This window comes from Pseudomonas sp. FG47, from assembly GCF_057809115.1.
Genome location: NZ_JBMDJI010000020.1, coordinates 30360 through 55822, shown reverse-complemented (window position 1 = coordinate 55822; position 25463 = coordinate 30360). Strand labels below are relative to the sequence as shown.

The 25463-nt window shown below is 64.6% G+C and carries 19 protein-coding genes and 1 pseudogene; 8 read left to right on the top strand and 12 right to left on the bottom strand.

The features are described from left to right. Window positions 1-42 precede the first annotated feature (42 nt). From ACODS5_RS16055 to gloB, 9 genes and pseudogenes are all read right to left on the bottom strand, one after another. Window positions 43-516: a GNAT family N-acetyltransferase gene (locus ACODS5_RS16055; protein ID WP_134692593.1), complete on the bottom strand. Its 474-nt coding sequence runs from the start codon at window positions 514-516 to the stop codon at window positions 43-45. Window positions 517-692: 176 nt separating this feature from the next. Beyond that, window positions 693-962, bottom strand: a pseudogene (locus ACODS5_RS16050) (DUF3077 domain-containing protein). 526 nt (window positions 963-1488) lie between these two features. Continuing rightward, the gene (locus tag ACODS5_RS16045; protein WP_489109106.1) at window positions 1489-3099 is read right to left on the bottom strand and encodes an ABC transporter ATP-binding protein; all 1611 of its coding nucleotides are present in this window, start codon (window positions 3097-3099) and stop codon (window positions 1489-1491) included. Window position 3100: 1 nt separating this feature from the next. Beyond that, window positions 3101-4120, bottom strand: coding sequence for an ABC transporter permease (locus ACODS5_RS16040; RefSeq protein ID WP_489109105.1), 1020 nt, complete (start codon window positions 4118-4120; stop codon window positions 3101-3103). Window position 4121: 1 nt separating this feature from the next. After that, window positions 4122-5195: a microcin C ABC transporter permease YejB gene (locus ACODS5_RS16035; RefSeq protein WP_038706480.1), complete on the bottom strand. Its 1074-nt coding sequence runs from the start codon at window positions 5193-5195 to the stop codon at window positions 4122-4124. 1 nt (window position 5196) lies between these two features. After that, complete coding sequence (locus ACODS5_RS16030) at window positions 5197-7029, bottom strand: extracellular solute-binding protein (protein WP_134692597.1); 1833 nt, start codon at window positions 7027-7029, stop codon at window positions 5197-5199. Continuing rightward, a complete protein-coding gene (locus tag ACODS5_RS16025; RefSeq protein ID WP_489109104.1) occupies window positions 7026-8858 on the bottom strand; it encodes an extracellular solute-binding protein in 1833 nt (610 codons plus the stop codon). Before ACODS5_RS16025 ends, ACODS5_RS16030 begins: the two co-directional genes overlap by 4 nt. Before the next feature lie 218 nt (window positions 8859-9076). Further along, the gene (locus tag ACODS5_RS16020; RefSeq protein ID WP_134692598.1) at window positions 9077-10507 is read right to left on the bottom strand and encodes a lytic transglycosylase domain-containing protein; all 1431 of its coding nucleotides are present in this window, start codon (window positions 10505-10507) and stop codon (window positions 9077-9079) included. 100 nt (window positions 10508-10607) lie between these two features. Beyond that, entirely contained in the window at window positions 10608-11387 is a 780-nt protein-coding gene (gene gloB / locus ACODS5_RS16015) for a hydroxyacylglutathione hydrolase (RefSeq protein WP_489109103.1), read from the bottom strand. A gap of 84 nt (window positions 11388-11471) precedes the next feature. Here gloB and ACODS5_RS16010 point away from each other — a divergent pair, with 84 nt between their 5' ends. The 4 genes from ACODS5_RS16010 (at window position 11472) to ACODS5_RS15995 (ending at window position 15970) form a co-directional block, all read left to right on the top strand. Continuing rightward, on the top strand, window positions 11472-12245 hold the full coding sequence (locus tag ACODS5_RS16010; RefSeq protein ID WP_489109102.1) for a methyltransferase domain-containing protein: 774 nt from the start codon (window positions 11472-11474) through the stop codon (window positions 12243-12245). Between the two features lie 13 nt (window positions 12246-12258). Further along, window positions 12259-12705, top strand: a complete 447-nt coding sequence (rnhA, locus tag ACODS5_RS16005; RefSeq protein WP_134692601.1) for a ribonuclease HI — start codon at window positions 12259-12261, stop codon at window positions 12703-12705. 137 nt (window positions 12706-12842) lie between these two features. Next, entirely contained in the window at window positions 12843-13598 is a 756-nt protein-coding gene (gene dnaQ, locus ACODS5_RS16000; RefSeq protein ID WP_134692602.1) for a DNA polymerase III subunit epsilon, read from the top strand. Window positions 13599-13747: 149 nt separating this feature from the next. After that, window positions 13748-15970 carry an Orn/Lys/Arg family decarboxylase gene (locus ACODS5_RS15995; RefSeq protein WP_489109101.1) on the top strand — a complete coding sequence of 741 codons (2223 nt, stop codon included), beginning with the start codon at window positions 13748-13750 and terminating at the stop codon, window positions 15968-15970. Here ACODS5_RS15995 and ACODS5_RS15990 read toward each other — a convergent pair. Then, window positions 15954-16172: a hypothetical protein gene (locus tag ACODS5_RS15990; protein ID WP_134692604.1), complete on the bottom strand. Its 219-nt coding sequence runs from the start codon at window positions 16170-16172 to the stop codon at window positions 15954-15956. The two genes, ACODS5_RS15995 and ACODS5_RS15990, sit on opposite strands and share 17 nt — an antisense overlap. 158 nt (window positions 16173-16330) lie before the next feature. On the opposite strand from ACODS5_RS15990, the gene ACODS5_RS15985 reads away from it, so the two are divergent. After that, window positions 16331-16891, top strand: a complete 561-nt coding sequence (locus ACODS5_RS15985; RefSeq protein ID WP_134692605.1) for an NADPH-dependent FMN reductase — start codon at window positions 16331-16333, stop codon at window positions 16889-16891. A gap of 78 nt (window positions 16892-16969) precedes the next feature. Here ACODS5_RS15985 and phnX read toward each other — a convergent pair whose 3' ends face one another. Both phnX and ACODS5_RS15975 read right to left on the bottom strand, forming a co-directional pair. Continuing rightward, entirely contained in the window at window positions 16970-17797 is an 828-nt protein-coding gene (gene phnX, locus ACODS5_RS15980; protein ID WP_134692606.1) for a phosphonoacetaldehyde hydrolase, read from the bottom strand. Between the two features lie 33 nt (window positions 17798-17830). Continuing rightward, window positions 17831-18937, bottom strand: coding sequence for a 2-aminoethylphosphonate--pyruvate transaminase (locus tag ACODS5_RS15975; protein WP_489109100.1), 1107 nt, complete (start codon window positions 18935-18937; stop codon window positions 17831-17833). A gap of 113 nt (window positions 18938-19050) precedes the next feature. Between ACODS5_RS15975 and ACODS5_RS15970 the strand changes: the two genes are divergently transcribed. The 3 genes from ACODS5_RS15970 to ACODS5_RS15960 all read left to right on the top strand — a co-directional run bounded on the left by ACODS5_RS15970 (window position 19051) and on the right by ACODS5_RS15960 (window position 25446). Continuing rightward, on the top strand, window positions 19051-19914 hold the full coding sequence (locus ACODS5_RS15970; RefSeq protein WP_134692608.1) for a LysR substrate-binding domain-containing protein: 864 nt from the start codon (window positions 19051-19053) through the stop codon (window positions 19912-19914). Between the two features lie 57 nt (window positions 19915-19971). After that, window positions 19972-20994 carry an AraC family transcriptional regulator gene (locus tag ACODS5_RS15965; protein WP_134692609.1) on the top strand — a complete coding sequence of 341 codons (1023 nt, stop codon included), beginning with the start codon at window positions 19972-19974 and terminating at the stop codon, window positions 20992-20994. A gap of 90 nt (window positions 20995-21084) precedes the next feature. After that, entirely contained in the window at window positions 21085-25446 is a 4362-nt protein-coding gene (locus ACODS5_RS15960; protein WP_489109099.1) for a dermonecrotic toxin domain-containing protein, read from the top strand. Window positions 25447-25463 lie beyond the last annotated feature (17 nt).

Here is a 25463-nt window from a genome sequence, read left to right as displayed (position 1 = left end):
GGCGATTTGGGGGTTGCGGCATACGGTAATGCCCCCGGAGTACTAGGTGGGTGCGCCCTGCTGGGATAGATCGGGCTTTTCCATGATGATGGTGCGCTCCCCACCGTGGAATTCGTCGCGTAGCTTCTGATAACCCAAGCGTGCGTAGAACCCCTCGGCAGTAATGGACGAAGGCACGCGCAACGCCGTGACGCCTGCCTTGATCGCCGCTGTATGGATGGTCTCCATCAGTAGTCTGCCGATACCTGTCCCATGGTGGGTGGGCGCGACAAACACTGTCCTGACAACCTCGCCATCGAGGCTTGCCGTCCCCAGCAGATGGTTCTGCTTGACCGCCACGAATACCACTCGGCTATCGAGCAATACACTGACCGCCGCTGGTGAAAAGCTCTGTTCTACCTGGGCTATCACCTCTGCCGGATAATCCTGCGAGTTGGATTCGCGCAGCGCCGCGATCACGAGGCGACTGATGGCTTCTGCGTCTTCGCGCTGAGCGCGGCGGATATGACATGCCATGGAGATATCCCGAATTTATGCCGCCAAGCCTAGCCCGTGTAGGAGCGGCCTTGTGTCGCGAAAGGGCCGCAAGGCGGCCCCTGGTTTCTGGTGTGTTGCGAAGAGTGCTGGGGCTGCTTCGCACCCCTTTCGCGACACAAGGCCGCACCTACACAGGACCCGCGTTACTTGTGAAGTCAGTGCTTCATCCCCAACTCCGCATCATCCATCAACGCCTTGGCCAATGCACTCAGGTAATACGCCGCCCACAGCATTTACGGTCATTCCTCCATGATCCCGGTGATCGTCAGGTCGCGCACGCAGCCCATCAATTCCGAGGCCTGGTCCCGCGCATGCTGGCACGGGATGCCGGGCTCGATGCAGAACAGCGGGTTGGTCTGCCCTTGGCCCTGGTAGAACCGGGTCTTGCCCACTGTGGTGTGGGGCTTGCCCCGCGATTGCGTCAGCCCTGCCAACAAATGACTAAAGCCCTAGTGCAACGTCCGAGGCTCTACCGGCGGTATCTGCACCTGAATCAACGCCGATCCGCGTAATGCGAACAAGGCGCACAGCCGCGGCGGCGCAGACATAACTGGCCCGAAACTAACGTAGGAGCCGGCTTGCCGGCGAAGCGCCGCGCGGGCGGCGCTCGATCTCATGGGCGCTGCAAACCTGTCGGCAGGCACTTGGTGGCCGTCATGCGGTCCCAAGACAGGCTCCTGGGCGCCACACCGCTGGATTTGGATAAGCAGAATTACGCGGTGGCCTTCGGGTGCATGTCGGGATATCGGGTGATGGCCACCAGGTGCTTGCCGGTGTTTTTGCAGCGCTCTTGAGATCGAGCGCCGCCCGCGCGGCGCTTCGCCGGCAAGCCGGCTCCTACATCTGTTTCGGGCCAGTTATGCCTGTGAGGTCTCTACTGTCCGCCTTGGTGCATGTCTATAAACCGGTGATGTACCGCCCGCTCCCTGGCAGGTCGCAGCCCATGCTGCTTCAGGCAACCGAGCTCGTGCCCAAAAACGCTGCCTCCAGCAATTGCCGCGTATACCCATGCCGCGGCTCATGAAAGATCGCCTGCGCATCCCCCTGCTCAACGACCTGCCCATGCTTGATCACCATCAACTGATGACTCAACGCCTTGACCACTGCCAGGTCATGGCTGATAAACAGATAAGTCAGGTTGTACTTAACCTGCAAATTCCGCAGCAGCTCAACCACCTGCCGCTGCACCGTCCGATCCAGCGCCGAGGTCGGCTCATCCAGCAGAATCAACGCCGGCTTCAATACCAACGCCCGCGCAATCGCAATCCGCTGCCGCTGCCCGCCGGAAAACTCATGGGGATACCGATGCCGCGTCCGCGGATCCAACCCCACTTCCTCCAACGCCGCGATAATCGCCGCTTCCTGCTCGGCCGGCGTGCCGATCTTGTGAATCCGTAACCCCTCGCCAACGATATCCGCCACGCACATGCGCGGGCTCAGGCTGCCAAAGGGGTCCTGGAACACCACCTGCATTTCCCGCCGCAGAGGCCGCACTTCCTTCTGGTTCAGCCCCTCAAGATTCTGCCCATGGAAGCGAATCCCACCCTGGCTGGATATCAACCGCAAGATGGCCAGCCCCAAGGTGGACTTGCCCGAGCCACTCTCGCCAACGATGCCCAGCGTCTGCCCCTGGGGCAGGCTGAAGTTCACCCCGTCCACGGCCTTCACATGGTCCACGGTGCGGCGCAGCAGCCCCTTCTTGATCGGGAACCACACCTTCAGGTCCTTCACCTCCAGCAACGGCGCGCCTTCGGCATTCGCAGCCGGTGCGCCGCTGGGCTCGGCGTTGATCAGCATCTGCGTATACGGATGCTGCGGCTTGCTGAACAGCGTGGCGCAATCGGCCTGCTCGACGATCTTGCCGCACTGCATCACGCACACGCGGTGGGCGATGCGGCGTACCAGGTTGAGGTCGTGGCTGATCAGCAGCAGGGCCATGCCGAGGCGCGCCTGCAGCTCCTTGAGCAGGTCGAGGATCTTCAACTGCACGGTCACGTCGAGCGCCGTGGTGGGCTCGTCGGCGATCAGCAGTTCGGGTTCGTTGGCCAGGGCCATGGCGATCATCACCCGCTGGCGCTGGCCACCGGACAGCTCGTGGGGCAGGGCTTTCAGGCGCTTGTGCGGCTCGGGAATGCCGACCAGTTCCAGCAGCTCCAGGGTGCGCGCCGTGGCGGCCTTGCCGGTGAGGCCCTTGTGCAGCAAGAGGATCTCGTTGATCTGCTTCTCGATGCTGTGCAGCGGGTTCAGCGAGGTCATCGGCTCCTGGAAGATCATCGCGATGCGGTTGCCGCGAATGCGCTGCATGGGCTTTTCGCCCAGGTGCAGCAGGTCCTTGCCTTCGTAATGAATGGTGCCAGAAGGATGCCGCGCCAGCGGGTAGGGCAGCAGGCGCAGGATCGAGTGGGCGGTCACCGACTTGCCCGAGCCGCTTTCGCCGACCAGGGCCAGGGTCTCGCCCTTGCGGATGTCGAAGCTGATGCCGTCGACCACGCGGTTGACCTGCTCGCCGGTGACGAACTCCACCGCCAGGTCGCGGACTTCGATCAGGGTGTCTTGGCTCATGTCATTTCCTCGGGTCGAAGGCGTCGCGGGCGGATTCGCCGATGAATACCAGCAGGCTCAGCATCACCGCCAGCACGGCGAAGGCGCTGATGCCCAGCCACGGGGCTTGCAGGTTGGACTTGCCCTGGGCCACCAGTTCGCCCAGCGAGGGGGAGCCTGCGGGCAGGCCGAAGCCGAGGAAGTCCAGGGCGGTGAGGGTGCCGATGGCGCCGGTGAGGATGAATGGCATGAAGGTCATGGTCGAGATCATGGCGTTGGGCAGGATATGCCGGAACATGATCGGGCCGTTGCGCATGCCCAGCGCGCGGGCGGCGCGCACGTACTCAAGGTTGCGCCCACGGAGGAACTCGGCGCGCACCACGTCCACCAGACTCATCCACGAGAACAGCAGCATGATGCCCAGCAACCACCAGAAGTTGGGCTGCACGAAGCTGGCGAGGATGATCAGCAGGTACAGCACCGGCAGGCCGGACCAGATCTCCAGGAAGCGCTGCCCGGCCAGGTCGACCCAGCCGCCATAGAAGCCCTGCAAGGCGCCGGCGATCACGCCGATGATCGAGCTGGCGATGGTCAGCGTCAGGGCGAACAGCACCGAGATACGGAAGCCGTAGATCACCCGGGCCAGCACATCGCGGCCCTGGTCGTCGGTGCCCAGCAGGTTGTCGGTGGAGGGCGGCGCGGGGGCGGGCACCTTCAGGTCGTAGTTGATGCTCTGGTAGCTGTAGGGGATCGGCGCCCACAGCACGAAGGCGTCTTTCTTGGCCAGCAATTCGCGGATGTACGGGCTTTTGTAGTTGGCCTCCAGCGGGAACTCACCGCCGAAGGTGGTCTCGGGGTAGCGCTTGAAGGCCGGGAAGTACCACTCGCCGTCGTAGCGCACGGCGATGGGTTTGTCGTTGGCGATGAACTCGGCGCCCAGGCTGAGCACGAACAGCACCAGGAAGATCCACAGCGACCACCAGCCGCGGCGGTTGGCCTTGAAGCGCTCGAAGCGCCGGCGATTGAGGGGAGAGAGGGCCATGTCAGTGCTCCCGGCTGGCGAAGTCGATGCGCGGATCGACCAGGGTGTAGGTGAGGTCGCCGATCAGCTTCACCACCAGCCCGAGCAGGGTGAAGATGAACAAGGTGCCGAACACCACCGGGTAGTCGCGGTTGATCGCCGCTTCGAAACTCATCAGGCCCAGGCCGTCGAGGCTGAAGATCACCTCGATCAGCAGGGAGCCGGTGAAGAAGATGCCGATGAACGCCGAGGGGAAGCCGGCAATCACCAGCAGCATGGCGTTGCGGAACACATGGCCATAGAGCACGCGGGTGCGGCTCAGGCCCTTGGCCTTGGCGGTGACCACGTACTGCTTGTTGATCTCGTCGAGGAAGCTGTTCTTGGTCAGCAGGGTCATGGTGGCGAAGTTGCCGATCACCAGGGCGGTGATGGGCAGCACCAGGTGCCAGAAGTAGTCGAGCACCTTGCCGGTGGTGCTCAGCTCGTCGAAGTTGTTGGAGGTGAGCCCACGCAGCGGGAACCAGTCGAAGTAGCTGCCACCGGCGAACAGCACGATCAGCAGGATGGCGAACAGGAACGCGGGGATGGCGTAGCCGACGATGATCGCCGAGCTGGTCCACACGTCGAAGTGGCTGCCGTGGCGCACGGCCTTGGCGATCCCCAGGGGGATCGACACCAGGTACATGATCAGCGTGCTCCACAGCCCCAGCGAGATGGACACGGGCATCTTCTCGGCGATCAGGTCGATGACCTTGGCGTCGCGGAAGAAACTGTTGCCAAAGTCCAGCTGGGCGTAGTTCTTGACCATGATCCACAGCCGCTCGGGCGCCGACTTGTCGAAGCCGTACATGCGCTCGATCTCGGCGATCAGCGCTGGGTCCAGCCCTTGCGCGCCACGGTAGTTGGAGCCGGCCACCGACACCTCGGCGCCGCCGCCGGCGATGCGGCTGGTGGCGCCGTCGAAGCCTTCGAGCTTGGCGATCATCTGCTCCACCGGGCCGCCGGGGGCGGCCTGGACGATGATGAAGTTGATGATCAGGATGCCGAACAGGGTGGGGATGATCAGCAGCAGGCGCCGCAGGATATAGGCCAGCATGTCAGTGGGCCTCGTCCGCTGCGGCGGCTTCGCTTACCGCGGGGGTGACATCGGGCTTGATCCACCAGGTGTCGATACCGACGTCGTACTTGGGCGACTTGGCCGGGTGGCCGATGTGGTTCCAGTAGGCCACGCGGGAGGTCTTGATATGCCAGTTGGGGATCACGTAGTAGCCCCACAGCAGCACGCGATCCAGGGCGCGGCAGTGGTCGATCAGGCTCTGGCGCGAGTCGGCGTTGATCAACTGCTCCACCAACTGGTCGATGGCCGGGTCGCGCAGGCCGATGAAGTTGCGGCTGCCGGGGTTGTCGGCGGCGGCGCTGGACCAGAACTCGCGTTGCTCGTTGCCGGGGGAGTTGGACTGGGCGAAACCGCCGACGATCATGTCGTAATCGCGCGAGCGCAGGCGGGTGATGTACTGCGACACGTCCACCCGGCGGAGCTCGAAGTTGATCCCCAGGTCGGCGAGGTTGCGCTTGAATGGCAGCAGCACGCGCTCGAACTGGGTCTGGGCAAGCAGGAATTCGATGGTTACCGGCTTGCCGTTCTGGTCGACCATCTTGTCGTCGACGATCTTCCAGCCGGCCTCCTGCAGCAGCTTGTAGGCCTGGCGCTGCTGTTCGCGGATCATGCCGCTGCCGTCGGTGACCGGGTTGTGGAAGGCGCCGTTGAACACCTCGTCGGGCACCTTGCCGCGCAGTGGCTCGAGGATCTTCAGCTCGGCCGGGGTGGGCAGGCCGCTGGCGGCCATCTCGGAGTTCTCGAAGTAGCTGTCCGTGCGGGTGTAGGCGCCGTTGAACAGCTGCTTGTTGGTCCATTCGAAGTCCATCAGCAGGCTGATGGCGTGGCGCACACGCACGTCCTGGAACAGCGGCTTGCGCAGGTTGAAGATGAAACCCTGCATGCCCACCGGGTTGCCATTGGGGATCTCTTCCTTGATCAGGCGGCCGTCGCGCACGGCAGGCACGTCGTAGGCGGTGGCCCAGTTCTTCGCGCTCACCTCCAGGGCGTAGTCGAACTGCCCGGCCTTGAGCGCTTCGAGGGCGACGGTGTTGTCGCGGTACGAATCGAAGGTCATCACGTCGAAGTTGAACAGGCCGCGGTTGATCGGCAGGTCCTTGGCCCAGTAGTCCTTGACCCGTTCATAGCGGATCGAGCGACCGGCCTTCACTTCGGTGACCTGGTAGGGACCGCTGCCCAGCGGGATTTCCAGGTTGCCGCGGTTGAAATCGCGGCCTTCGTACCAGTGCTTGGGCAGTACCGGCAGTTGGCCGAGGATCAGCGGCAGCTCGCGGTTGTTGCCGTGCTTGAACTTGAACAGCACCCTGAGCGGGTCTTCGGCGACCACTTCGGCGACATCGCCGTAGTACTGGCGGTATAGCGGCGCGCCGTCCTTGATCAGGGCGTTGAAGGTGAATACCACGTCTTCGGCGCGCATGGGGTGGCCGTCGTGGAAGCGGGCCTCGGGGCGCAGGTAGAAACGCACCCAGCTGTTGTCCGGGGCCTTTTCGATCTTGCCGGCCACCAGGCCGTACTCGGTGAACGGCTCGTCCAGGCTCTGGCGCATCAGGGTGTCGTAGATGCTGCCGATGTTTTCGGCGGGCACGCCCTTGTTGATGAACGGGTTGAGGCTGTCGAAACCGCCGAAGCTGGACTGGCGGAAGGTGCCGCCCTTGGGCGCGTCGGGGTTCACATACTCGAAGTGCTTGAAGTTGGCCGGGTACTTCGGCGGCTCGTCGTACAGGGTCAGGGCGTGTTGCGGGGCGGCCACGGCCGGGAGCGTGAGGCAAGCCAGCAGCAGGCTGGCGGCCAGGTGGCGCAGGGTGGGCGTCATTTGGCTTTCTCCGAAGTCTTCTTGATCCACCAACTGTTCAGCCCCAGCGTGTAGGGCGGGGTGGCGACGAAGGCGAACCGGTTGCGGTAGGCCAGGCGGTGATTGTCGAGGTACCAGTTGGGGATCATGTAGTACTGCCATGAGAGCACGCGGTCCAGGGCGCGGGCGGCGGCCACCTGGTCATCGCGGCTGCGGGCGGCGAGCAGGGTGTCGAGCAGGTGGTCGACCACCGGGTCCTTCACGCCAGCATAGTTCTTGCTGCCCTTGGTGGCGGCTTGGCTGGAGTGGAAATACAGCCACTGCTCGAGGCCCGGGCTCAGGGTCTGGTTGAGGGTCATCAGGATCATGTCGAAATCGAACTGGTCGAGCCGTTGTTTGTACTGGGCCCGATCCACGGTGCGCAAGCGCGCATCGATGCCGATGCTGGCCAGATTTTCGACATAAGGTTGCAGGATGCGTTCGAGGTTCGGGTTGACCAGCAGCAGCTCCATCCTGAACGATTGGCCCTTGCTGTCGGCCAGGCGTTGGCCGTTGAGCTTCCAGCCGGCTTGGGCGAACAGGTCCAGGGCCTGGCGCAGGGCCTGGCGGCTGATGCCGCTACCGTTGGTATGGCTGACCTGGTAGGGCTGGGTGAACAGTTTCTCGGGCAACTGGTCGCGAAACGGCTTGAGCAGCAGCCACTCCTTGCCGGTAGGCAGGCCGCTGGCGCTGAACTCACTGTTGGGGTAGTAGCTGGTGGCGCGGCGGTAGGCGCCGTTGAACAGGGCGCGGTTGGTCCACTCGAAGTCGAGCATCAGGCCCAGGGCCTGGCGCACCCGTGGGTCGCTGAACGCGGCGCGGCGGCTGTTCATGAACAGGCCTTGGGTTTGCGTGGGGATCTGGTGCGGGATCTGCGCCTTGATCACCTCGCCCCGACGCACGGCGGGGAACTGGTAGCCGTTGGCCCAGTTCTTGGCCTGGTGCTCGATGTAGATGTCGAATTCACCGGCCTTGAACGCCTCGAAGGCCACGGTGGCGTCACGGTAGAACTCGTACTCGACGCGGTTGAAGTTGTACTTGCCGCGGTTCACCGCCAAGTCCTTGCCCCAGTAGTTCTTCACCCGCTCGAACACCAGCCGCCGGCCCGGCTGCACCTCGGTGACGCGGTAGGGGCCGCTGCCCAGCGGTGGCTCGAAGGTGGTGGCCTTGAAGTCGCGCTTGGCCCAGTAGTGCTTGGGCAGCACCGGCATCTCGCCCAGGCGCAGGATCAACAGCGGGTTGCCGGCGCGCTTGAACACGAAGCGAATGCGCAGCGGGCCGAGGATATCGACTCGGGCTACCTCCTGCAGGTTGGTGCGGTAGATCGGGTGGCCGTCCTTGAGCAGGGTGCGGTAGGAAAACGCCACATCCTGCGCGGTGATCGGCACGCCGTCGTGGAAGCGCGCCTCGGGGCGCAGGTTGAACACCACCCAGCTGCGGTCCTCGCTGTACTCGACCGAGCGGGCGATCAGGCCGTAGCTGGAGGTGGGTTCGTCGCCCGAGGGGTCGTACATGCCGGTGCCGACCATCAGCGGCTCGTTGAGCTCGTTGATGCCGTACTGCAGGAAATTAGGCGTGGTGACTGGGCTCGAGCCCTTGAAGGTGTAAGGGTTGAGCGTGTCGAAGGTGCCGAAGGCCATGGCCCGCAAGGTGCCGCCTTTGGGGGCTTGCGGGTTGACCCAGTCGAAATGGGTGAAGCTGGCCGGGTACTTGAGCGTGCCGAACTGCGCGTATCCGTGGCTTTCGCTCACCATCGCGACGGCGGGGAAGCTCAAGGCCAGGCTGAGTGACAGCAGGAGGGGACGTATCAAGTCGGCATCCGATCCAGAGGGCGTTGGGCTTGGTTCGGGGTACAGTAACAGCTTGTCTGGAATGGAAAAAGGGTGTGAGGCAGGCTGAGGGAATTGGCTGATTGGGGCTGCTTTGCAGCCCTTTCGCGACACAAGGCCGCTCCTACAGAGAATAGCGATTCCCTGTAGGAGCGGCCTTGTGCCGCGAAAGGGGCGCGAAGCGCCCCCCAGGATTCACATCAACGCGACAGGTAGACGGTCAGGGTCTGGCCTGGCTTGAGCGCATGTCCGGTGCGCGGGTTCCAGCGCTTGAGGTGCTTCATCTCGACGTTGAAGCGCTTGGCCACCAGGTAGTACGAGTCGCCCTTGCGCACTTTGTACTGGGTGGAGCGCTGCTTCGAGTCAGCCACGCGGTTGGCCGCCGTGCTCGGCGCGCTGCCGCCGCGCAGCGCCAGCACCTGGCCGACCTTGAGGTTGTTGCCACGGATGCGGTTCCAGCTTTGCAGCTGCTTGACCGACACCCGGTTGGCCTTGGCGATGCTGCCCAGGTTGTCGCCACGCTTGACCCGGTAGCTGCGCGCCGCCGGTGCCTTGGCCTCGGCCAGGGCGGCCTGGAACACGGCCTTGTTCGGTTGCAGGCTGACCAGTTCCTCGGGCTTGAGGTTGGACATGCGGTCGCTGAGCAGTTGCGCCTTGGCGGTGGGCACCAGCAGTTGCTGTGGACCGTCCACGGTCATGCGCTTCTTGAACGCGGGATTGAGCTGGATCAGTTCGTCTTCGTCGATGTCGGCGAAGGCGGCCACGCGGGACAGGTCGAGGCGATCGTTGATGGCGACGGCTTCGAAGTACGGTTCGTTGGCGATCGGGTTGAGGTTGACGCCGTAGGCGTCGGGGGTGTTGACCACTTGCGACAGGGCCAGCAGCTTGGGCACGTAGTCGCGGGTTTCCTGTGGCAGCGGCAGGTTCCAGTAGTCGGTCGGCAGGCCCAGGCGCTCGTTGCGCTCGATGGCCCGGCTGACCGTGCCTTCACCGGCGTTGTAGGCCGCCAGGGCCAGCAGCCAGTCGCCGTTGAACATGTCGTGCAGGCGGTTCAGGTAGTCCAGCGCGGCGTTGGTCGAGGCGGTGACGTCGCGCCGACCGTCGTAGAAGTTGGTCTGGCGCAGGTTGAAGTGGCGCCCGGTGGACGGAATGAACTGCCACATGCCGGCGGCATGCGCGCGCGAGTAGGCCATGGGGTTGTAGGCGCTCTCGATGGCCGGCAGCAGGGCCAGCTCCAGTGGCATGTCGCGTTCTTCGAGGCGCTCGACGATGTAGTGCAGGTAGAGGCTACCGCGCTCGCCGGCGTTCTCGAGGAACGACGGGTTGCTGGCGAACCACAGGCGCTGTTGCTCGATACGTGGGTTGACGTCCATGCCGTCCTGCAGGGCGAAGCCCTGGCGCATGCGCTCCCAGACGTCCTGGGGCGGTGCCTGCTCCTTGGCCTTGACCACCAGCGGGGCGGGCTTGTGCTTGATCCGCGCCTGGTAACTGTGCGCGCGAACGCTGTCGGATTCGTCGAGCTGACGGGTGCTCTGGCAGCCGACCAGGGTGGCGGCCAGCGCCAATGCACTGATCTGTGCCAGTCGCGTCAGGGCGACCGAATGAGCGGTTCTGCGGCTACGTGAAGACATCGGCGGGAACGGTTATCCGGGCAAAAAAGTTGGGCGATTCTAGAAACCGGCCCCGGCCGGGTCAACCTTTAGGGTCACATTGCGATATATCGTGAGGTTATCAGAACACGTCTTTCCAAGACCTCAAGGCAGCAAAAACAGTGGCTTGGCTAGGGTTGGAATGTCCCTTCCATTCGTCTGCTTTTTGTTTAACGGATGTTTCGGCAGTGCGCAGGAAGGGGTTGGTCAGGCGCTCCATGCCGATGGTTGATGGCAAGGTGGTGCGATTGTCGGCGCGCAACCGGGTAACGTCCTCGAAGCGTTGGCGAACGTGTTCGCTATCGGGTTCCACGGCGCGGGCGAAGCGCAGGTTGCTCAGGGTGTATTCGTGGGCGCAGTACACTTCGGTGGCGGCGGGCAGCGCGGCCAGGCGTTGCAGCGATTGGTGCATTTGCTCGGGCGTGCCTTCGAACAGGCGCCCGCAACCGGCGGCGAACAGGGTGTCGCCACTGAACAGTAGCGGCGTGGTCGATTGCGCAGTGTAATAGGCGATGTGCCCCAGGGTGTGGCCGGGCATGGCCATGACCTCGAAGGCCAGGCCCAGCACCTCGATGCGGGCGTCGTCTTCCAGGGCGATGTCGCGACCCGGAATACGTTCGCTGGCCGGGCCGTACACCTGGGCGCCGGTGGCCTGTTTCAAGGCTTCGACGCCGCCGACGTGGTCATGGTGGTGGTGGGTGACGAGGATAGCCTCCAGCACCCAGTCGCGATGCTGGCCGAGCCAGCTCAGCACCGGCCCGGCATCACCGGGATCGACCACCGCGCAGCGGCGATTGGCAGTATCCTGTAACAACCAGATGTAGTTGTCGGAGAAAGCGGGTAGGGCATCGATCTGTATCATGTGCGGATCCGTATCGCCAAGCCTGGACATTGAAGGCATCTTAGCCGCGATGGCGCGCGCGGAGAACCTTCGAGGGAGAACGCAATGACCGACCAAGCCTTCGCCCAGGCCGACCCCGACTGGGTCGAGCTGATCCGCCTGGCCCGCGACTGGTTCGAGGGGCCTCTTGGGCAGTTGATGCTCAAGGAAGAGGAAAAGTTGCTCGAAGAAGAACTGCGACGCTTCTTCGGTGGTTACCTGGTGCACTACGGACCCTGCGCCGAAACCCCGCCCAGCGCCCCGCAGGTGCAGCGCAACGTGCGCCTGGGCGCGCCGTTGCCGGGGGTGGAGATCGTCTGCGAGGAGCAGGCCTGGCCGCTGTCGGAGCACGCCGCCGACGTGGTGGTGCTGCAGCATGGCCTGGACTTCAGCCTGTCCCCCCACGGGCTGTTGCGTGAGGCCGCCAGTTCCGTGCGCCCGGGTGGCCATCTGCTGATCATCGGGATCAACCCCTGGAGCAGTTGGGGCGTGCGCCATTTCTTCAGCCATGGGGCCTTGCGCAAGGCCCGTTGCATCTCGCCGTCGCGGGTCGGCGACTGGCTCAACCTGCTGGGCTTCGCGCTGGAGAAACGCCGCTTCGGGTGTTATCGTCCGCCGCTTGCCTCGCCGGCCTGGCAGCAGCGCCTGGCTGGCTGGGAGCGCGTGGCCGGAGGTTGGCAGACTGCCGGTGGCGGGGTTTACCTGCTGGTGGCGCGCAAGATGGTGGTGGGCCTGCGGCCGCTGCGCCCGGAGCGCCGTGAACCGATGGGCAAGCTGCTGCCGCTGCCGCTGGCCAAGGTCAACCGCAGCGCCACCCATCCCGATTCCGAAAAGCACTGAACACGAGTGGTACATGAGCGATAGCGTCGAGATCTACACCGATGGTGCCTGCAAGGGCAACCCTGGCCCGGGCGGCTGGGGCGTGCTGATGGTTTTCAAGGGCGTCGAGAAGGAGCTGTGGGGCGGCGAGCGCGAGACCACCAACAACCGCATGGAGCTGATGGCGGCGATCGAGGGCCTGAAGGCACTCAAGCGCGAGTGCGAGGTGGTGCTGACCACCGACTCGCAGTACGTCATGAAGGGCATCAACGAATGGATGGCCAACTGGAAAAAGCGCGGCTGGAAAACCGCGGCCAAGGAACCGGTGAAAAACGCCGACCTGTGGGTGCAGCTCGATGAACAGGTCAACCGGCACAAGGTGACCTGGAAGTGGGTGCGCGGGCATATCGGCCACCCCGGCAACGAGCGCGCCGACCAGTTGGCCAACCGTGGCGTCGACGAGGTTCGGGCCCAGCGCTGAAAGCAGTTACAAGCTTCAAGCCACAAGTAACAGCGGGTCTGATGTGCGGCTGCTCTTTCTTGTGGCTTGAAGCTTGAAGCTTGCCGCTTGAGTTATACTCCCGCTCCGAATTCAAGCCCCGCCAGTTGGAGTCACCCGTGGAACAGCAGCAAGACCAGCGCCTGGTCATCCTCGATACCGAAACCACCGGCATGCCGGTGGGCGAAGGCCACCGCATCGTCGAGATCGGCTGCGTCGAGGTCATGGGCCGGCGCCTGACTGGGCGGCATTTCCACGTCTACCTGCAACCGGATCGCGAAAGTGACGAGGGCGCCATCGGCGTTCACGGTATCACCGACGCCTTCCTGGTTGGCAAGCCGCGCTTCGGCGATGTGGCGGACGAGTTCTTCGAATTCATCCAGGGCGCCACCCTGGTCATCCACAACGCAGCGTTCGACGTCGGCTTCCTCAACAACGAGTTCGCCCTGCAGGGCCAGCACGACCGGGCCGACATCACCCAGCACTGCACCATTCTCGATACCCTGATGATGGCGCGCTCGCGCCACCCAGGGCAGCGCAACAGCCTCGATGCGTTGTGTAAACGCTACGGCATCGACAACTCTGGCCGTGAACTGCACGGCGCGCTGCTCGACTCGGAACTGCTGGCCGACGTCTACCTGGCGATGACCGGTGGCCAGACCAGCTTGTCGCTGGCCGGCGAGGGGGCCGGCGGCGAGGATGGCCAGGGCAGTACCGGCAGCGAGATCCGCCGCATCAGCGGGCGTGCGCCGGGGCGGGTGATCGTGGCCAGCGAGGAAGAGCTCGCAGCCCATGCCGAGCGCTTGGCGGCCATTGCCAAGTCGGCCGGTGGGCCGGCGATGTGGCAGGTGCTGACCGAGCCAGCCGCCAGCTGATGCACTGAACAGTACCGGCCTTATCGCGGGTCCCCCCCCAGCCCTTGGTGACAGTCCAGGGCTTGTGGGAGCGGCGGTGCGCCGCTGCGACTTGCCCCGCGACTGCATCGACTACCCTGAGGGAAATTACCCGCAGAGGTAGCCGCCCGATGTACAAGGACCTCAAGTTCCCAATTCTTATAGTCCACCGGGCGATCAAGGCCGACAGCGTTGCTGGCGAGCGAGTGCGCGGCATCGCCGAGGAACTCGCCCAGGACGGCTTCACCATCCTCGCCGCCGCCGACCAGGCCGAAGCGCGCCTGGTGGCCGCCACCCACCACGGCCTGGCCTGCATGCTGATCGCCGCCGAGGGCGCCGGCGACAACAGCCGCCTGCTGCAGAACATGGCCGAGCTGATCCGCCTGGCCCGCCTGCGCGCGCCCAACCTGCCGATCTTCGCCCTTGGTGAGCAGGTCACCCTGGAGAACGCCCCGGCCGAAGCCATGGGCGAGCTCAACCAGTTGCGCGGCATTCTCTACCTGTTCGAAGACACCGTGCCGTTTCTCGCCCGCCAGGTGGCGCGGGCTGCGCACAACTACCTCGACGGCCTGCTGCCGCCGTTCTTCAAGGCCCTGGTGCAGCATACCGCGCAGTCCAATTATTCCTGGCATACCCCGGGCCACGGCGGTGGCGTGGCCTATCGCAAGAGCCCGGTAGGGCAGGCGTTTCACCAGTTTTTCGGCGAGAACACCCTGCGCTCGGACCTTTCGGTGTCGGTGCCGGAGCTGGGCTCCCTGCTCGATCACACCGGCCCCCTGGCCGCCGCCGAAGCCCGGGCGGCACGCAACTTCGGCGCCGACCACACGTTTTTCGTCATCAACGGCACCTCCACCGCCAACAAGATCGTCTGGCACGCCATGGTCGGCCGCGACGAGCTGGTGCTGGTGGACCGCAACTGCCACAAGTCGGTGGTGCACGCGATCATCATGACCGGCGCCATTCCGATCTACCTGTGTCCTGAGCGCAACGAACTGGGCATCATTGGGCCGATCCCGCTCAGCGAGTTCAGCCCGGCATCGATCCAGGCGAAAATCCAGGCCCATCCGTTGGCTCGAGGACGTACGGCGAAGATCCGCCTGGCGGTGGTGACCAACTCCACCTACGACGGGTTGTGCTACCACGCCGGGCTGATCAAGCAACTGCTTGGCGCCAGTGTCGAAGTGCTGCACTTCGATGAGGCCTGGTTCGCCTACGCCGCCTTTCACGAATTCTTCGCCGACCGCTATGCCATGGGCACGGCACGGGCGGCAGGCGACCCACTGCTGTTCAGCACCCATTCCACCCACAAGCTGCTGGCCGCCTTCAGCCAGGCGTCGATGATTCATGTGCAGGACGGCGCGGCCCGGCAGCTGGATCGCGACCGCTTCAACGAAGCATTCATGATGCATATCTCGACTTCGCCGCAGTACAGCATCCTTGCTTCGCTGGATGTGGCTTCGGCAATGATGGAAGGGCCGGCGGGCCGTTCGCTGCTGCAAGAGATGTTCGACGAGGCCCTGAGCTTTCGCCGCGCCCTGGCCAACCTGCGTGAGCACCTCGCTGGCGATGACTGGTGGTTCAGTATCTGGCAGCCACCGGCGATGCAAGGCATGGATGCGGCGGATTGGCTGCTGCATCCGGGCGCGCCGTGGCATGGCTTTGCCGAGGTCAGCGACGACTATGTACTGCTCGACCCGCTCAAGGTCACCCTGGTGATGCCCGCGCAGGGCGAGCATGGCATCCCGGCGGCGGTGGTCAGCAAGTTTCTCTGGGAGCGTGGGTTGGTGGTGGAGAAGACCGGGCTGTACAGCTTCCTTGTGCTGTTCTCGATGGGTATCACCAAGGGCAAGTGGAGCACCCTGCTCACCGAACTGTTGGAGTTCAAGCGCCACTACGACGGCAATACCCCATTGAGCGAAAGCCTGCCCAGTGTGGTGGCGCAGCAGCCAGCGCGCTACCAGGGCCTGGGGTTGCGCGACCTGTGCGCGCAGTTGCACGGTTTTTACCAGGGCAATGCCACGGCCCGGCAGCTCAAGCCTGTGTTCACGGCGCTGCCTGAGGTGGCGATGACCCCGGCCAGGGCTTACGACCAGCTGGTGCGCGGGGAGGTGGAGGCGGTGCCGATCGAGCAACTGCTGGGGCGTGTTTCAGCGGTGATGCTGGTGCCGTATCCACCGGGCATTGCGCTGATCATGCCGGGTGAGCGTTTCACCGAGGCAAGCCGGACGATTCTCGACTACCTGGCCTGTGCCCGGGCTTTCGACCAGGGCTTCCCAGGCTTCGTCGCCGACGTGCACGGCCTGCAACGCGAGGGGCAGCTGTATACGGTGGACTGCGTCAAGGAATACGAATGATCTCGACGCCGGTCTGGGCCAGTTCGAAGCGATCCTCGCCCAAGTGGTTGACGCGGTCGCCGATGGCCAGCCGGTAACTGGTGATCGGCGCGCCCAAGGTGCTGCCATCGGCCTGCAGGGTCGACTCCTGAAACTCATGCACGGGATAGATGCGGCCTTCGGCGTCGCGGGCGTGGAACTGGCCGACCATTACTGCTGCCATTTAGGTGGAAACCTCTGAAACGTGTAGGAAATGTCTGTACCCATAGACCAGCGAAACGCCCGGGAAGTTTTCCGCCGGGCGGAAAAAAAACCTGGGGCCGAGGAACGGTCATCTATAACTACTAGGTCCCAATCCCCCAGTAGAGGTTGCAAAACGCCATGAGCCAGGTCTATTCGGTAGCGGTTGTCGTCGGCAGCCTGCGCAAGGACTCCTACAACCGCAAGGTGGCCCGCGCGTTGGCCGAGCTGGCGCCGTCCAGCCTGGCCCTGAGGATCGTCGAGATTGGCGATCTGCCGTTGTACAACGAGGATGTCGAGGCCGAGGGCGCCCCCGAGGCGTGGAAGCGTTTTCGCGACGAGATCCGTCGCAGTGACGCGGTGTTGTTCGTGACTCCGGAATACAACCGTTCGGTGCCGGGCGGGCTGAAGAACGCCATTGACGTCGGCTCGCGGCCCTATGGCCAGAGCGTATGGAGCGGCAAGCCGGCGGCGGTGGCCAGCGTCTCGCCGGGGGCGATCGGCGGCTTTGGCGCCAACCATGCGCTGCGCCAATCGCTGGTGTTTCTCGACATGCCGTGCATGCAAATGCCCGAGGCGTATATCGGCGGGGCCGCGACGCTGTTCGATGACAGTGGCAAGCTGAATGACAAGACCCGGCCGTTCCTGCAGGGGTTCATCGACAAGTTTGCCTCGTGGGTGAAGCTGAACCGGGCGGTCTGAGCCGCCAGGCATCGCGGGTCAAGTCGCAGCGGCGAACCGCCGCCGCGACTTGCCCCGCGCTGATTCTCGACATCAGGATCAGGCGCCCTGCGGCATCTCCCCCTTGGCCAGCCGCCGGTTGATATCGGCGATCACCTCGGGTAGCTCGTTGATGGTGTCAATCAGGTAGTGCGGGCGCGACCCTGCAAACATCGCGTGAATACGCTTGCGCTCGCTCTCCAGCTTTTCCGCGCTCAAGGCGCGGTAACCTTCCCAGGTCAGCCCCAGGGCATTGCCCGAGCACACCAAGGCCACGGTCCACATCCCGGCACGGCGGCCTTCGAGAATACCCGGCACGGTGTCGTCGACCTTCACGCAGGCCGCCACATCGTCTATCCCCAGGGCAATCACGTTGGCCAGGGCCTGGGCCGGCCATGGGCGGCCGTTCGGAGTCTCGTCGGTGGCCACCACGTGGTCGGCCACATAACCGTTTCGCGCCGCCAGTTCCACCACCTTGTCCATCACCACCTTGGGGTAGCCCGAGCACGAGCCGATCTTCAAGCCGTCCTGGCGCAGCCCGGTCAGGGTCTCCAGGGCGCCGGGGATCAGCGCCGAATGCAGGGCGATTTTCTCGATCTGCAGTGGCATGAAGCGTTCATAGATGGCGGTGACGTCGTCGTCGGTCGGCGTGCGGCCGAACACCTGGCGGTAGCGCTCGGCGATTGCCGGCACGTCGCACAGGGTGCGGATGTGGTCCCACTTGCCCATGCCCATGGGGCCGCGGGCTTCTTCGATGGACACCTGCACGTCGAACTCGGCGAAGGCCTCGACGAAGATCTGCGTGGGGGCGAATGAGCCGAAGTCGACCACGGTGCCGGCCCAGTCGAGGATGGCGGCTTGTAGCTGGGTGGGGTTGTTGTAGTTCACGGGCGCAGTTTCCTTGAATTGGCTAGGCAGGGGTCAGATATCCAACACTTCCATTTCCCGCAGCACGTCGGCCACGGCGTCCACGGCGGCTTGCATGCCGGCGGCGCCGACCACGCCGATGCAGCCGACGCGGAAGGTCTCGACTTGGGTCAGCTTGCCCGGGTAGAGGATGAAGCCCTTGGCCTTGACCCGCTCGTAGAAGTCCTTGAACTGATAGCGGGGGGCTTTCGGGGCATGGAAGGTGACGATGATCGGTGCCTGGATCGCGGTGGGCAGGAAACTGCGCAGGCCGATCCTGGCCATGCCGTCGAGCAAGGTCTTGCAGTTGTCGGCATAACGTTGGTGGCGGGCGGGCAGGCCGCCTTCCTCGTTGTACTGCAGCAATGCTTCGTGCAGGGCGGCGACCACGTGGGTCGGTGGGGTGAAGCGCCATTGGCCGGTCTTGGCCATGTAGGCGTGCTGGTCGTGCAGGTCCATGGCCAGCGAGTGGGCGTTGCCTTCGGCGGCGGCCAGGGCGGTTTTCTCGGCGAAGACAAAACCCATGCCCGGCACGCCTTCCAGGCACTTGCCGGAGGCGGCGATCAGCGCCTCGAATGGCACCTCGCGGGCATCGATCGGCAGTGCGCCGAACGAACTCATGGCGTCGATGATCAGGCGCTTGCCATGGGCCTTGATCACCTGGGCAATTGCCGGTAGCGGGTTGAGGATGCCGGTACTGGTTTCGCAGTGGATCAGCGCGACGTGGGTCACGGTCGGGTCGGCGGCTAGCAGACGCTCGACATCCTCGGCGGTGGTTGGTTGGTCCTCGGCGGTCTCGAAGGTGCTGTAGGTGCGGCCCAGGACCTTGCAGATCTTCGCCAGGCGCTGGCCGTAGGCGCCGTTGATCAGCACCAGCACCTTGCCGTCGCGCGGCACCAGGGTGCCGATGGCCGCTTCCACGGCGAAGGTGCCGCTGCCTTGCAGGGGCACGCAGTGATGGCTGGCGGCGCCGTCGACGATTGCCAGCAATTGCTCGCACAGGCTGGCGGTCAACTGGTTGAAGTCGCGGTCCCAGGAGCCCCAGTCCATGAGCATGGCCTGGCGGGTGCGCAGAGAAGTGGTCAATGGACCGGGGGTCAGCAGGATCGGGGCGTTGCTCATTCCGTGGTTCCTCACTTGCGGTGGGCTGGAAACTAGTGGGGCTAGGTTGCAATTCGCTGAATCATCAATCAAATTGTTTGTAGATATGCCAGTCATAAGCAGGGCCGATAGATATGAACCTGTTCCAGCTCCGTGCCTTCGATGCCGTTGCCCGCGAGGGCAGCTTTACCCGCGCCGCCGAGCGCCTGTTCATCAGCCAGCCGGCGGTCACCGGGCACGTCAAGGCACTGGAGGAGCACTACCAGATCACCCTGCTGCGGCGCACCGCGCGGCGGGTCGAGCTGACCGCGGAGGGCACGCGCCTGGCGGCTATCACCCGGGCGATGTTCAGCCTGGCCGAGGAAGCCCAGGCGATGCTCGAGGCCAACCGCCAGTTGCTCACCGGGCGCCTGGAGGTCGCCGCCGACGGACCGCACCGGGTCATGCCGATGCTGGCGCAGTTGCGTGAGCGTTACCCTGGTATCACCGTCAACCTGCGTTTGGGCAACGCCCAGGAAACCCTTGCCGCACTATTGTCGGAACATGCCGACGTGGCGGTGCTGACCGAGATCGAGCCGCGCAAGGGCCTGCATTTGCAAAGCCTGTGCGAGTCGCGCCTGTGTGCCTTGCTGCCGGTGGGGCACCCTTGGGCCAGCGCCACTGGCGACTTACCCTTGATGGCGCTGGACAAGCAGATCATGGTGTTGCGCGAGCCCAGCTCCACTACCCGGCGCACTTTCGACAAGGCCTGCGCCGATGCCTGCGTGCAGCCGCGGGTGCTACTGGAGTTGGACAGCCGCGAAGCCGTCACCGAGGCGGTGGCGGCGCAACTGGGCATCGGGGTGGTGTCGTCCACCGAGGTGGCCCATGACCCGCGGGTGGTAGCGCGCCCCTTGGCTGGGGCCGGCCTGGTCAACCAGCACCTGGTCGGATGCCTGGAGCGACGTCGGGAGCTGCGGCTGATCCAGGCCTTCCTGGGTTTGGCGACAGGCCTGTGATGGTTGTTTATAAAGGCCTGGCCTAAGATGGCCGGCACTGCAACGACAGGACCATCGATGAGCGAGAAAGACACCATTTCCATGCAGCTGGTGCGTGAAGCCCTGTTGCAGACCTGCCCGCACGGCGAGCCCGATGCCGGCTTGTTGGCCCGCGCCGGCATTGCCGTCGAGCAGTTGCACCTGCCCGCGGCGCGGGTCAGCGCCGAGTCCTATGCCCGACTCTGGCGCTTGCTGGCGCGGCGCTGCAACGACGAGTTCTTCGCCATGGACCCGCGCGGCCTGCGCGGAGGCAGCCTGGCATTCCTGTGTCGGGCGAGCATGGCCCAGCCAACCCTGGGCGCGGGGCTGGAAACGGCGTTGGCGTTCCTGTCGCTGATGCTCGACGACCTGCAGCCTGGCCTGCTGCGCCAGGAGGGGCTGGCCGAGATCGTCATCAATGAGCCGCGCGATGAACCGCGCCGCGCTTTCACATACTTCACCTTCTGGATGATCGTGCATGGCGTGGCCTGCTGGCTGGCAGGGCGGCGCATCCCGATCCTGGCCATCGACCTGCGCTGCGCCGAGCCGCCGTTCTGCGACGACTACCGGGTGATGTTTTCGGAAAACCTGCAGTTCGAGCGCCCGCGCACGCGGATGATCATCGCCGCCGATTGCCTGGACTTGCCGCTGCGTCGCAGTGAGGAAGAACTGCAGCGTTTTCTCGCCGAGGCGCCGGGTAACATCCTGGTCAAGTACCGCGACCCCGCCAGCCTGGGCCGGCGCATCCGTACCGACCTGCTGCGCCTGGACCCAGGCAGTTGGCCGGATGCCGATGAGCTGGCGCGCCAGCTATGCCTGTCGCCTTCGACCCTGCGTCGGCGCCTGGCCGAGGAAGGGCAAAATTACCAGGGCCTTAAGGATAGCGTGCGGCGGGAGTTGGCAATCGCCTGGCTGAGCCAGGACCACCTGGCCATGGGCGAGATCGCCGAGCGCTTGGGCTTTGCCGATAGCAGTTCGTTCTACAAGGCCTTTCGCAAGTGGTTCGGCTGTAATCCGGGGCACTACCGCGCGCTGATTCAGGCGCGCGATGGCGGGCGTTGAAGGTAGGGTGTCGGCTGGTGGGTTTCCCGCTGATATGTCACGTCCAAAAGCAGCAGCATGGTGGACCGACCATTGGCCAAGGATCATGCCATGCACCTGTTGGACTCCCCGTCCCCGCAAACACCGCCCCCTGAAACGGACAATGCCCTCGATGATTTCATCGGGACACGCTTGCCAGACTGGCTCAAGCGTGCCTCCAGCAACCAGATCAGGCGCCTGCGCGAAGCGTTGAGCGCACACCAGGCCAGTCAGGCACGCCTGCGCGGGCGCACCCTCCAACTGCCGCCGTTGCAGCGCTTCGCCAAACAGCACTTCGCCACGCTGTTGGCCAAACCCTTGCCTGACGGCGTGGCTTTCGAGCAACTCGAGTGGCTGACGGTGCTGCCCGAGTTCACTGATCTCCCGCTCCAGGGCGTGCCTGCGTATGGGCCGCGCGAAACGCGCGAAAGCGGTCTGCTGCGGTTGATGCACAACTTCGCGGACGGTACCACTTTCTACGACGGCTCTGGGTTGGTAGCGGCGGGCCAGAGCGAGGTGCTGTCCAAGCCCGGCAACGAGCTGGTTCAGGCATGCCGCCAGCTGGACGTGGGCCGCCTGTATCAGCTCGAACTTGCGCGAACCTACGATGCGGCGACCCAGGAGTTGTTGGCGCAGGACAAACGCTCCGGGCTTCGCCTGGCAACGGAAATGGCCGCCCTCAATGGCCAGATCAGCGCCGCCGAGCAACTCGCCCTGCGGGAATTGCTCGATACCGAGCAGGTCCATACCCAATACGAGCTCAAGGGGTACCCGGGCTTGATGCAGATGCTCGGGCAACCGGTTGTCGATGGCGTGCTGATCCACCTGCGTGACCGTCATGGCGCCGAGCGGGGCGTGCTGGCCTACCTGCCCAGCGATCCTATCCAGCCGTTGCGGCGCTATGCCTCCAGCGCGGCGATGAACGCGGCGCTGGCCGTCGAGCTGAAAGCGCCAGGCTATCGGGCTCACTTCACGCGGCTGATCAGCCTCGAACGACGGGCCGAATTCGTCGACACCTTGGCCAAGCGCTTGCAGGATAACGTTGCGGACTTGCAACTGGAGGGCCGGGTGCAAACCGGCGATGTGTTCCAGGCCATGGCCTCCGAGCAGGTACAACGCTTGCAGGACGATGCCCGGCTGCTGCTGGTGCCCACCGCCAATGCCGATGCGGTGGCCGCCAAGGCGCGCCGCGATGCCTGGAAAGCGGCCGGCCTGGATCTGCTGAACCTGAGCGGGCTGTTCCTGCCAGCGGTTGGCGCGCTGCTCTTGGCCGGCGTCGTGACGCAAACCCTGGGCGCGGTATTCGAAGGCGTGTCGGAGTGGTCCCTTGGCCACCAGCACGAGGCGCTGGAGCATCTGCTCGGGGTGGCGGCCACGCTGGTCGCCACGGCTGGCACGGTCGCGGCGGTAGCCTTCGTGCGCTGTGCCTATCTGGAGGCCATGGAATGGGTCAGCAGCGATGGCGAAACGCTGCGGCTGTGGCCGAACGACCTGGAAGCCTTCGCCGTGTCCCCTGAGCATGTCACGTTGCAGGCCGACGGGCGTTTCAGCGATGGTCAGCGCCATTGGATACGCGTTGGTCAGCGTCTGCACGAGCTATACCAGGCCGAGCCCAACGGCGTGTACCGTTTGCGCCACCCGTCACGTCCTGGGGCCTACGAGCCTGTGGTGCTGCACAATGGCGAGCGTTGCTGGCAGCTGTTGTACCACCGTGCGCAGGCCGAGACAGGCGCGGCGCGGATGCTCGATACCTTGTGGCCAGAAGCGCAGTTGCGCAGTGCCGCGCAGGCGCGCTGGATCATGCGCGCGGCGGATGTCGATGAAGACGCGTTGCGCGGCCTGCTGGTCGAGAACCGGCGCACCCCGATCAACTTGCGCGACACGCTGGAGCGTTTCGCCGCCGATGCCCGCATCGAGGCCTTCTTCCAGAGTTTGCGGCAGCTACCGGCTAGCGTGAGTGATCAAGCGCTGCTGCGTGAGTGCCTGGCGCGCCCCGAGGTTGCCGATGCGACGCAGATCCTGGCCAGGCAGTCTGAGTTGCGGGGCGCACTGTTCGAGCATTTGACGCAAGCGCCTGCCGGGGATGATGAACTGGCCCAGCTGTTGCGCAAGACGATTGCTGGCCTGCCCGAGGCCCATGCCCAGGCATTGGCCGGCGAACTCAGCGCTTCACAGCGTGAGCAGGCCTTGGCCCAGGAGCGTCTATCCCTCAAGACGCAGACCCGGGCGCTGGCTCTGGCGCGCATGGCCCGTTTCAATCGGGCCATGACAGGCCTGTATGCGCCCAGCGCCTATACCGATGATACTGGCGTGTTGGTCATGACGTTGCTCGACAAGCTGCAGGTTGCTGGCCTGCGGTTGACCTTGAGCAAGGATATCGAGCAGTCCGCAGCGCTGGCAGCCATTGGGGCCGAGGACGAGAGTGCCGGTCACTGGTTGTTGGTGCGCGACCAGGGGGTGTTCAAGGTGTTCGACGACACGGGGGCACAGCGCGAGGTGGCGGCGAGCGACGACATTTTCGAGGCCCTGGTGGGCGTGCTCGATGCACGCAAGTTGTCGAGCACCCTGCAGCTTGAGGGCGAGCAGGCCGCGGCTCGGTTACGTGACAAGCTCCTGGCGCAGTTGCCCGAGACGCGACAGGGGGTTGCCAGCTTGCTCGGCTGGCCCGGGCAGCACACCTGGTTCAATCCCGGGCGGCGCTTGGCTGATGGGCGTGTCGGTTACCCGCTCAGTGGGCGGGGGGCGGGGCGATTGTCGCAGCGAGCGATATTGCGTGATGGTCTGCGCCAGTATTTCCCTGGGCTCAACGATGCCCAGCTGGAGCTGGAATTGCAGATCAGGTGGCGTCGAGGCGTGCGGGTAGAAGCGGTGCTGGGGGCGCTGGAGGATGACCTGGCGCAGTTGACCCGGAGCGTCAATGATTGGGTCGGCTTTGCCCTCGATGACGTTTCCCGGCATACCCGCCAGATGTTCGCCGAGCGTCTGCTGCGGGCATGGCGAGGCGTCGGCGATATGCCCATGCACGGCGCGGTGGAGCAACGGTTGGGTTTGCGGCTGTCGTTCTCCGACCTACCGGTTGCCACTTTGCCGGAGCTGCCCCTGCAAGTCGATTTCTTCCATGTGAAAGCACTGGTGATTACCGACGCTCCACTTAGCCATGTGCACGCGGGGTTCATCCGCGCCTTCACCGACGTACAGCGGCTTGACCTGAGTCACAATCACCTGCTGCGGTGTCCGGGTGGGTTGGGCTATCTGATCAATCTGCGCCGCTTGCGGCTGGTAAACAACCAGATCCACCTCGATGCCAATGCGGTGGAGGCCCTGAGCCGCCTGCCCATGTTGAGTCATCTCGACCTGAGCGACAATCACGCGGTCGGCGCATTCGCCCTGCCTTTTCAGCACCTGTCGCACTTGATCGAACTGCGCATGCGTCGCTGCGGATTGAGCTCCTGGCCCAAGGATATCGCGCTGTGCGATCAGCTTACCTTGGTGGATTTGCGCAATAACGCATTGCGGGGCGCGCCACGGGAGATCCTGAACATGCCTCAGGCGTTTCGCGAGGGGTTCCTTGTCGAGGGCAACCGCATGAGCATGACCGAGCTTGCCAACCTGGCTGCATTCGATCCTATCCGCGAGGCACCGGAGTACGAGCAAGGTCGTGCTGGATGGGTCGGGACGGGGTCGCGCGGGGTGGCTCGCGGGAAAATTTGGGACGCATTGCAAGCACAGGCGGGAAATGTTCCTGTGTTCAACTTGCTCGAAGGCTTGGAGCAGGTTGCAGAGCATAGCTGGCCGAAAGCCTTCCTCGACGAACATGTCTGGCGCATCCTCGCGCTGATGCACGCGGACGCCGGGTTTGCGCAGACGGTTCATGGTTTGCTGCAGCCTGAACCGGTGGGTAACAACCGCGTCATCGAGCAGTTCAGCCGGTTGTTGCAGCGGCACGCCGAGAGCCAGGCAGAGGCTCCCAATACCTCGCTGTCCGGCGCGCAGTTGCTGGCGCTCGGCAAAGGGTTGTTCCGCCTGGCACGGCTGGAGTCCTTTGTGCGGGCAGATATCCAGGCGCGTGGTGTGAACCTCGCGCAGGACGTGCAGGGGATGTTGGCCCTGCGCTACCGGGTCCGGCTGCGTCGCGCGTTGGCCTTGCCGTTTCAGCCTTATCGCCTCTATGAGGTCGGCGTGCCGAGCGTCGAGCAGGCACAGTTGGACGCGGCTCGTAATGCCGTGGAGGCCGCGATCACACCACAGGTCCTGGCCCCGCACCTGTGCCGCTATCTGTTCTGGCAGCGCTTCGTCGAGCGATACGACTCGGCGGCGTTCGCCGCCCTTGCCCCGGCAGCCGATCGCCAGCCCCTGCGCGAGCGTCTGACCCTGGAGTTCATGCAGCGCATGGCGCGTATCGAAGACGATAGCGAGCGTGGCGTGGGGCGCTAGCGGGTAGCGGCCAAACC

What these genes read in the sequence shown, in the direction of transcription:
- ACODS5_RS16055 (WP_134692593.1), bottom strand. Translation starts at nt 516, where the DNA reads ATGGCATGTCATATCCGCCGCGCTCAGCGCGAAGACGCAGAAGCCATC.
- ACODS5_RS16045 (WP_489109106.1), bottom strand. Translation starts at nt 3,099, where the DNA reads ATGAGCCAAGACACCCTGATCGAAGTCCGCGACCTGGCGGTGGAGTTC.
- ACODS5_RS16040 (WP_489109105.1), bottom strand. Translation starts at nt 4,120, where the DNA reads ATGGCCCTCTCTCCCCTCAATCGCCGGCGCTTCGAGCGCTTCAAGGCC.
- ACODS5_RS16035 (WP_038706480.1), bottom strand. Translation starts at nt 5,195, where the DNA reads ATGCTGGCCTATATCCTGCGGCGCCTGCTGCTGATCATCCCCACCCTG.
- ACODS5_RS16030 (WP_134692597.1), bottom strand. Translation starts at nt 7,029, where the DNA reads ATGACGCCCACCCTGCGCCACCTGGCCGCCAGCCTGCTGCTGGCTTGC.
- ACODS5_RS16020 (WP_134692598.1), bottom strand. Translation starts at nt 10,507, where the DNA reads ATGTCTTCACGTAGCCGCAGAACCGCTCATTCGGTCGCCCTGACGCGA.
- gloB (WP_489109103.1), bottom strand. Translation starts at nt 11,387, where the DNA reads ATGATACAGATCGATGCCCTACCCGCTTTCTCCGACAACTACATCTGG.
- ACODS5_RS16010 (WP_489109102.1), top strand. Translation starts at nt 11,472, where the DNA reads ATGACCGACCAAGCCTTCGCCCAGGCCGACCCCGACTGGGTCGAGCTG.
- rnhA (WP_134692601.1), top strand. Translation starts at nt 12,259, where the DNA reads ATGAGCGATAGCGTCGAGATCTACACCGATGGTGCCTGCAAGGGCAAC.
- ACODS5_RS15995 (WP_489109101.1), top strand. Translation starts at nt 13,748, where the DNA reads ATGTACAAGGACCTCAAGTTCCCAATTCTTATAGTCCACCGGGCGATC.
- ACODS5_RS15990 (WP_134692604.1), bottom strand. Translation starts at nt 16,172, where the DNA reads ATGGCAGCAGTAATGGTCGGCCAGTTCCACGCCCGCGACGCCGAAGGC.
- ACODS5_RS15985 (WP_134692605.1), top strand. Translation starts at nt 16,331, where the DNA reads ATGAGCCAGGTCTATTCGGTAGCGGTTGTCGTCGGCAGCCTGCGCAAG.
- ACODS5_RS15975 (WP_489109100.1), bottom strand. Translation starts at nt 18,937, where the DNA reads ATGAGCAACGCCCCGATCCTGCTGACCCCCGGTCCATTGACCACTTCT.
- ACODS5_RS15970 (WP_134692608.1), top strand. Translation starts at nt 19,051, where the DNA reads ATGAACCTGTTCCAGCTCCGTGCCTTCGATGCCGTTGCCCGCGAGGGC.
- ACODS5_RS15965 (WP_134692609.1), top strand. Translation starts at nt 19,972, where the DNA reads ATGAGCGAGAAAGACACCATTTCCATGCAGCTGGTGCGTGAAGCCCTG.
- ACODS5_RS15960 (WP_489109099.1), top strand. Translation starts at nt 21,085, where the DNA reads ATGCACCTGTTGGACTCCCCGTCCCCGCAAACACCGCCCCCTGAAACG.